The sequence below is a fragment of the Vibrio cholerae ATCC 14035 genome (genome assembly GCF_000621645.1).
In the GTDB taxonomy this organism is placed as follows: Bacteria; Pseudomonadota; Gammaproteobacteria; order Enterobacterales; family Vibrionaceae; genus Vibrio; species Vibrio cholerae.
On the sequence record NZ_JHXR01000047.1, the window covers coordinates 1 to 6,763 of the forward strand.

A 6,763-nucleotide genomic window follows, 5' to 3' on the forward strand; every position below is an offset into this window, starting at 1 on the left:
CAGCTTCTTTTTCAATTCCCGAATTTCTATTTGCTCAGGGGTCATAGGTGAAGCTTTAGGTGTTTTCCCTTGGCGTTCTTCTCTAAGCTGGCGAACCCATTTATCCATCGTGGACTTGCCCACATTCATGGCTTGGGCTGCTTCCGTCACTGAGTAATTTTGGTCTAAGACTAGCTGCGCTGCTTCTAACTTAAATTCTGCGCTAAATAGTCGTCTTGTACGTTTTGTCATAATGTCACCTGTTAACTTATGAGGTGATGATATCACCTCTAACTAAGTGACCAAATTCACTATGCCACTACAACTTTCGCCCATTTGGGTATGCGTGAGAGGCTACACCTTTAGCTAAACTACGACAATCACTGCAGTAGCTTTGATAACCATCAGGGTTACGAGCTGTCACTCGTGCAGGAGTTTTTCCAAATGAAGATGGATATGAATGAAAAACATGTTCTCCGCCATTGGCATCTGAACAGTGAGGGCAAGACTTAAATTTCTGTCCAGTCTTGGGGTCTGATTTATGAATTGTTCCTACGTTTAGGCGTTTTCCACAACAACTACATGCCATAACTGTCTCCTATAAAAATCTTAGGCACAGAAATCATAAGGGAAAATCAATATGCAAACCGAGACCTATGCATGCAATTTGTAACCTAACGCCCGCCTAAGGGGCTGACAACGCATTACCACTAAACTCAAACACAACAACTGCAACCACCGCGGCTCATTGGGACTGGAAACGCCACGCGTTGACAGTCCCTCTTGAGGCGTTTGTTATGTGCGTGCTATTGATGAGCCTTGTTCAACTCCAAAAGATCCCATTTGTTTCCATAAAGATCTTGGAACACAACCACTGTCCCATACTCTTCTACTCGTGGTTCTTCATTAAAAACAACACCCTTGGTCTTCATCAACTCATAATCTCGCCAGAAGTCATTCGTTTGTAGAAACAGAAAAACACGACCTCCAGTCTGATTACCTACAAATTGAGCTTGTTCTTCGGTACTTGCTTGAGCAAGAAGTAGGTTCGTTCCATTCGAGTTTGGCGGCGAAACTTGAACCCAACGTTTACCACCACCCAAATCGGTATCTTCAACTAAACTGAACTGAAGCTTTTTTGTATAGAACTCAATGGCATCATCGTAGTTTTCTACGACAAGTGCGATATTGCCGATTTGCTGTTGAACGACTTTAGACATGCTGACTTCTCAAGATTTCAAAAGCTGAATTCTACACTACTTCGAGATTTTTCGAGAAAGCACATAACGCCCGCCTAAGGGGCAGGCAACGCATAACACTAAACTCAAACACAACAACCATAACCACCGCAGCTCATTGGGACTGGAAACGCCACGCGTTGACAGTCCCTCTTGAGGCGTTTGTTATGCGGTTAATAGCTTAGACATGTACAGCTCATTAACATACTCACCATCGACAACCAGAGAATGGCGCTTTAAACCCTCAACTTCAAAACCACATGATTCATAAAGCCTTTTAGCTCTCTCGTTGTGCTGCATTACGGTCAACTCTAGCCGGCTATATCCATGAGAAATCGCCCAACCTTCAAGCTTGTTTACTAATTCTTTTCCAAATCCTTGGCCTGTAACAGCTTGGAGAAGGCCAATGACCAAAGACATGCAGTGTTTATTGCGATTGGCTGTATTACCTACACCGACAATGAAACCAAAAGCCTTTTCATCATTGGTCAGTAAATATATCACCTTATTAGATGAATCATTGAATGAGTGAATAATTTGGATTTGCTGCTCCAGTGTGGTTGTCCTTTCTTCTGGTTCAAGCAGCATGAATTTAGACTCTCGATCTAATTGGTACATTAATGACAATACTGACTCTGCATCTTCGACTGTTAATTTTCTAATAATCACTTTTTCATCCATGCTCAAATAACTGCATAACGCCCGCCTAAGGGGCTGACAACGCATAACACTAAACTCAAACACAACAACCGTAACCACCGCGGCTCAATGGGACTGGAAACGCCGCGCGTTGACAGTCCCTCTTGAGGCGTTTGTTAGTTGCCCTACCCCAACACCAGTGCTAACATTCGTACACACAACAAAGGAGCTCACCATGGATACTAGAATTCAATTTCGTGTAGACGAAGAAACAAAACGTTTAGCTCAACAAATGGCTGAAAGCCAAGGTCGAACTCTTAGCGATGCTTGCCGTGAACTCACTGAACAATTAGCTGAGCAGCAACGCAAGGCATTATCTCACGATGCATGGCTAACTGAACAAGTGAATCAAGCATTTGAGAAGTTCGACTCAGGAAAAGCAGTATTCATTGAACATGACATCGCCAAAGCACGAATGGCTGAACGTAAAGCTAAAATCCGAAATCGAGGCCACGCATGATTTTCTGGGAAGAAGCATCTCTCAATGATCGTGAGAAAATTTTCGAATTTCTCTACGACTTTAACCCAGCAGCGGCTAAAAAAACGGATGAGCTCATAGAAGCCAAAGTCGAAAATTTGCTTGAGCAACCACTAATCGGTGTTCAGCGTGATGGCATTAGAGGCAGATTGCTTATTATCCCTGAGATATCAATGATTGTTTCGTATTGGGTTGATGGTTCTAAAATTCGAATAATGCGTGTACTACATCAGAAACAAAAATTTCCAAACGACTGATTTGTTGCTGATTGGCAACTAACGCCCGCCTAAGGGGCTGGCAACGCATAACACTAAACTCAAACACAACAACTGCAACCACCGCGGCTCATTGGGACTGGAAACGCCACGCGTTGACAGTCCCTCTTGAGGCGTTTGTTAGCTGCGTTTTTGAACATTGTCACCTTTAGTTTCGATAACAAAATTAACTGAGCGCTCAATTTCAGAGGTGCTCTCAACGTTTTTAATAATTAGCTTTTCTGATATTGAAACGTGGATATGCATTTCACGTCCCTGTTCTTTAGCTCTAGCCTTAGCGCTAAATATTTTATCGAATACTTTTGATATGTAGTAAACACTCAAGCCTGCAACGACATTGGCACCGATAGAAATTAGAACTTCCGTCACTGCGGGGGCGGAAAAACCCTCAGATACATTTAGAGAGAGATCGTGTTCTCTAAATTCGCTGAATTCGGACTGGTAAACATCATCGAAAAACTCTTTACCTGGACCCACGACTAAAATTTTTAGTGAGTTCTGGTCATAATCGTTCATTTTTTCTCCTGAGCAACTAACGCCCGCCTAAGGGGCTGGCAACGCACTACCACTAAACTCAAACACAACAACCATAACCACCGCGGCTCAATGGGACTGGAAACGCCACGCGTTGACAGTCCCTCTTGAGGCGTTTGTTAGTTTCGTAGCCCATTGTTTACCAATGGTTTTTTAACACCTTTACTTGAAAAGCATTTTACGCAAATGCATCTTACAAGCACACGTCCAACACCAAAAGCTGTGAAGCAAGCTACCAAAACTTAAAACGATCAAGGTTAAGTTGGCCACTGTTAATAGTCCGCGACAAAGAAAACCAGATCACAGCGATGATGCTGCCTTTTGTGAGACTAAGCTGACCGCGCTGAACACCCAACAACGTTGAAGCATCTTGACTTGTTGGCTTGCGGCGACTTTGAAACTACTGCGTTTTCAACGCTTTCTGCCAAATCAGCATCAAGCAAAACTCAAAAGCCAACTTGTGAAATTTGGATACTAAAAGCTGCATGTTTAATGCAAATGAGCTTAGATTTTGATGATTTTTGATTGAGAGAAACTAACGCCCGCCTAAGGGGCTGGCAACGCACTACCACTAAACTCAAACACAACAACTGCAACCACCGCGGCTCAATGGGACTGGAAACGCCACGCGTTGACAGTCCCTCTTGAGGCGTTTGTTATATGCGTGGTTCCTTGTTTGCCACTGTTCTATCTTTCGCTAGTTCGATGACGGCGTGCCCTAACTGAACTAGTGTGCCAAAGTTTGGCGTTGTTTCTGGCTTCAAGGAGCGATAAGCACTCGTACGACTTTTTATACCCGCCTTTGCAATAACTTGACCATGACCAAACTGCTCTACGTAAGAACGAATAGCCGCTTGCAAGATGTCGGGACGCCCCTCCATCATCGATTCCCATGAGGCCTGTTTGATGACGGCTTCCATTTCTTGAACATTAAAACTTAACTCCACCGACTTTTGTGAGCCCTTGGTTATGTCACGGAGTGTCGCGGCCGTTAACTCATTACCATCCCAATTTAACGAGCCATCACGAGTCAAGGAAAAGCGTTTAAAGTCCTTAATTTCTGAAAACGGTGCTTTTTTAAAGTATACCGACAAGTCGGCATAGCCTTGGTAACCATCATTGAACGTCAGTTCTAATGTATGGTCTGAGACAAAATCAACATCTATGACTTTCAACATAAATCACCTAACTTACCTGGATTTTCACCATTCACCGCTTTATTCCACATCACCATCAATTGCTCTCGATGTTCAAGAATATGGTTTTCAGCACGTTTTCGTTGCTTATTGGGTAAGTAACCCTCTAAACACTCACCTGTTTCAATAGCAATAATTAGCTCGTAACTACCGTACTTAACGTGAATATGAGGTAATTTATGCTGCTTGTTATCAAAGAAGTACAAGCAAAATGAAAGACCTAATAGGGCATCAATCTCTGGCATAGCCACCTCTAGTTCATCGCTCTAAAGGGACTATAGCAGCGTATCCTTTAGGAGACAATTCCTATAAGCATATAACGCCCGCCTAAGGGGCTGGCAGCGCATACTACTAAACTCAAACACAACAACCGAAACCACCGCGGCTCAATGGGACTGGAAACGCTACGCGTTGACAGTCCCTCTTGAGGCGTTTGTTATGTTTGTGGTTCTGAAACGGCTACTCTTTCATTTTTTCTAATGTAGATCAGATGGTTATTATAAAACTCACTTTCAACATAACCATGCTGGAGAGCTTTCTTGTAAATTGACGCTACAAAAATATCCGCAAGACTAAAAGTCCGACCAATAATAAAACCTGATTCATTACAAATCGTCTGACTTAACTTATCAAGACACAGCATAATCCACTCTCCCCGAACTTTCCGTTTGGATGTTTCATCTAGGTCGGGCCTAAAAAAGTTAAGCACAGTTCGGTTTTGAGGTGAATGAATACTGGAGTTCACGTATTCACAAACTGAGCGGATTTTTGTTTTTTCCTCAAGACTTTGACCTAGCAATGGACTCGTTGGAAATCGCTCTTCGAGGTATTCGGCAATAGCCATTGACTCAGTAAATACTAGACCATCAACTAACAACGAAGGCACATAGCCAAATGGATTCATCACACGATAAGTCGTAGCAAGGTCGTCCGAGCTAACTTCAATTCGTTCGTACGGGATACCTTTGAAATTAAGCATCCATTCAACCCTTTCTGAGCTGTTGGAACCCTTTGCGCTATAAAGTGACAAGTCCATTTTAACTCCGAAAAACATAACGCCCGCCCAAGGGGCTGGCAACGCATTACCACTAAACTCAAACAAAACAACCATAACCACCGCGGCTCATTGGGACTGGAAACGCCACGCGTTGATAGTCCCTTTGAGGCGTTTGTTAGTTTTGGGCGCTAGGAAGAAAATTTATCTACCAATTTTTGTAGATTATGAGCAGTTGGACGAGACTTTAGCTTTTTGATACCACTTCGAGTCGAAACCTGATGGATACAATTATCAAAGTAGTCATGAATTGCTTTGTAGTCTGCTTTAACGGTAGGCTCACATTCATAATGAGCTAGCCTTCCAAAAAGACCACACAGCCAATCTGCACATTGAACCGTTTGATATAAATGGCTTTCGACTTGTACTGGAGGTTCTATCAAGCGATAACGAGCATCATCACCAAACATTGCAACAGATGCAGTTTCAACAATTTCACCACGGAGAACGTTTTCTTCTTGCTGATCTAGAATAAGCATAAACTTTGCGTCACGCTGTTCACACTCTTGATCAATACACTTTATGACTTCCCTTAATACAGAGTGATAAAGTCGCTTGGAATCATGGCCATCAACTCTCCTCTCTTTTTCAATACCGACATAAATTATAAAGCCTCCAGATGCTTTTACCTTATTTAGTAGCCGAAAAGTCGCCTGCCTTAACTGTCGATATTTGGTAACATTAGTCACAGTGTATAATGAAGCGCCTTTCTTTTCCCACTTTGCAGGGTGAATGCCGCTATTTTTTAGCTCGTAGTCTAGCAGGCGATTCTTAAGCTGGTAGAAGTATGTCGAGAATTTTCTAACTTCTGTATAAGGTAGGACAACTCCACCCAACCCAAATACAGGATGTGTTTTGTGGCTTTTGTCGGTAGAAGACAAGTAAGGGCCGATGTGACCAAATTCGTCAAGATATACAATGTAAAGCAATTTACCAGCCTCCAGATACACGAAAGCTCGACCATTAATGTCGAGCCTCGGAAGTGGAGCGCTTCGTGAAACCACGCCTCGCGTCCCACTAAGAATTTAGTACTTTGAGCATCTGAAGTCAAGAAAAAACTAACGCCCGCCTAAGGGGCTGGCAACGCATACCACTAAACTCAATCACAACAACCGTAACCACCGCGACTCATTGGGACTGGAAACGCCACGCGTTGACAGTCCCTCTTGAGGCGTTTGTTAGGTTTGTGCTACGAAGCTCATGTAGTAATAACCACCCAATTCATCATCCACTTGCGACACAATTTCAAAACCTTGCGACAAATAAAAGTTGAGTGCTTTTTGATTTTGAACCATGCACTTAAGGCTTAA

12 protein-coding genes are annotated in these 6,763 nt (G+C 43.0%); 2 read left to right on the plus strand and 10 right to left on the minus strand.

The features are described from left to right. From T411_RS0115230 to T411_RS0115240, 3 genes are all read right to left on the minus strand, one after another. Window positions 1–231: IS3 family transposase (locus tag T411_RS0115230; RefSeq protein ID WP_017048399.1), on the minus strand; the 231-nt coding region annotated here is incomplete at its 3' end. 554 nt (window positions 232–785) lie between these two features. Further along, on the minus strand, window positions 786–1,199 hold the full coding sequence (locus T411_RS0115235) for a VOC family protein (protein WP_000049420.1): 414 nt from the start codon (window positions 1,197–1,199) through the stop codon (window positions 786–788). Between the two features lie 183 nt (window positions 1,200–1,382). Then, the gene (locus T411_RS0115240) at window positions 1,383–1,898 is read right to left on the minus strand and encodes a GNAT family N-acetyltransferase (protein WP_000343779.1); all 516 of its coding nucleotides are present in this window, start codon (window positions 1,896–1,898) and stop codon (window positions 1,383–1,385) included. 193 nt (window positions 1,899–2,091) lie between these two features. On the opposite strand from T411_RS0115240, the gene T411_RS0115245 reads away from it, so the two are divergent. Together T411_RS0115245 and T411_RS0115250 are read left to right on the plus strand one after the other, a co-directional pair. Next, the gene (locus T411_RS0115245) at window positions 2,092–2,376 is read left to right on the plus strand and encodes a type II toxin-antitoxin system RelB/DinJ family antitoxin (protein WP_000381183.1); all 285 of its coding nucleotides are present in this window, start codon (window positions 2,092–2,094) and stop codon (window positions 2,374–2,376) included. Next, complete coding sequence (locus T411_RS0115250) at window positions 2,373–2,651, plus strand: type II toxin-antitoxin system RelE/ParE family toxin (RefSeq protein ID WP_000578476.1); 279 nt, start codon at window positions 2,373–2,375, stop codon at window positions 2,649–2,651. Before T411_RS0115245 ends, T411_RS0115250 begins: the two co-directional genes overlap by 4 nt. Window positions 2,652–2,789: 138 nt before the next feature. Here the strand turns inward: T411_RS0115250 and T411_RS0115255 are convergent, their stop codons facing one another. The 7 genes from T411_RS0115255 to T411_RS0115290 all read right to left on the minus strand — a co-directional run. Continuing rightward, window positions 2,790–3,185 carry a hypothetical protein gene (locus T411_RS0115255; protein ID WP_001000867.1) on the minus strand — a complete coding sequence of 132 codons (396 nt, stop codon included), beginning with the start codon at window positions 3,183–3,185 and terminating at the stop codon, window positions 2,790–2,792. A gap of 250 nt (window positions 3,186–3,435) precedes the next feature. Next, entirely contained in the window at window positions 3,436–3,561 is a 126-nt protein-coding gene (locus T411_RS1000000120865) for a DUF645 family protein (RefSeq protein WP_001905700.1), read from the minus strand. Between the two features lie 298 nt (window positions 3,562–3,859). Next, the gene (dhiA, locus tag T411_RS0115270) at window positions 3,860–4,381 is read right to left on the minus strand and encodes a type II toxin-antitoxin system antitoxin DhiA (protein WP_000921691.1); all 522 of its coding nucleotides are present in this window, start codon (window positions 4,379–4,381) and stop codon (window positions 3,860–3,862) included. Beyond that, window positions 4,375–4,644: a type II toxin-antitoxin system toxin DhiT gene (dhiT, locus tag T411_RS0115275; RefSeq protein ID WP_001114075.1), complete on the minus strand. Its 270-nt coding sequence runs from the start codon at window positions 4,642–4,644 to the stop codon at window positions 4,375–4,377. Before dhiT ends, dhiA begins: the two co-directional genes overlap by 7 nt. Window positions 4,645–4,835: 191 nt before the next feature. Next, window positions 4,836–5,435, minus strand: a complete 600-nt coding sequence (locus tag T411_RS0115280) for a glutathione S-transferase family protein (RefSeq protein ID WP_001891245.1) — start codon at window positions 5,433–5,435, stop codon at window positions 4,836–4,838. Between the two features lie 149 nt (window positions 5,436–5,584). Beyond that, window positions 5,585–6,457, minus strand: coding sequence for a DUF3800 domain-containing protein (locus T411_RS0115285; RefSeq protein WP_000254716.1), 873 nt, complete (start codon window positions 6,455–6,457; stop codon window positions 5,585–5,587). A 174-nt stretch (window positions 6,458–6,631) separates the two neighbouring features. After that, window positions 6,632–6,763: hypothetical protein (locus tag T411_RS0115290; RefSeq protein ID WP_027694908.1), on the minus strand; the 132-nt coding region annotated here is incomplete at its 5' end.

What these genes read in the sequence shown, in the direction of transcription:
- T411_RS0115280 (WP_001891245.1), bottom strand. Translation starts at nt 5,435, where the DNA reads ATGGACTTGTCACTTTATAGCGCAAAGGGTTCCAACAGCTCAGAAAGG.
- dhiT (WP_001114075.1), bottom strand. Translation starts at nt 4,644, where the DNA reads ATGCCAGAGATTGATGCCCTATTAGGTCTTTCATTTTGCTTGTACTTC.
- T411_RS0115240 (WP_000343779.1), bottom strand. Translation starts at nt 1,898, where the DNA reads ATGGATGAAAAAGTGATTATTAGAAAATTAACAGTCGAAGATGCAGAG.
- T411_RS0115255 (WP_001000867.1), bottom strand. Translation starts at nt 3,185, where the DNA reads ATGAACGATTATGACCAGAACTCACTAAAAATTTTAGTCGTGGGTCCA.
- T411_RS0115250 (WP_000578476.1), top strand. Translation starts at nt 2,373, where the DNA reads ATGATTTTCTGGGAAGAAGCATCTCTCAATGATCGTGAGAAAATTTTC.
- T411_RS0115245 (WP_000381183.1), top strand. Translation starts at nt 2,092, where the DNA reads ATGGATACTAGAATTCAATTTCGTGTAGACGAAGAAACAAAACGTTTA.
- dhiA (WP_000921691.1), bottom strand. Translation starts at nt 4,381, where the DNA reads ATGTTGAAAGTCATAGATGTTGATTTTGTCTCAGACCATACATTAGAA.
- T411_RS0115235 (WP_000049420.1), bottom strand. Translation starts at nt 1,199, where the DNA reads ATGTCTAAAGTCGTTCAACAGCAAATCGGCAATATCGCACTTGTCGTA.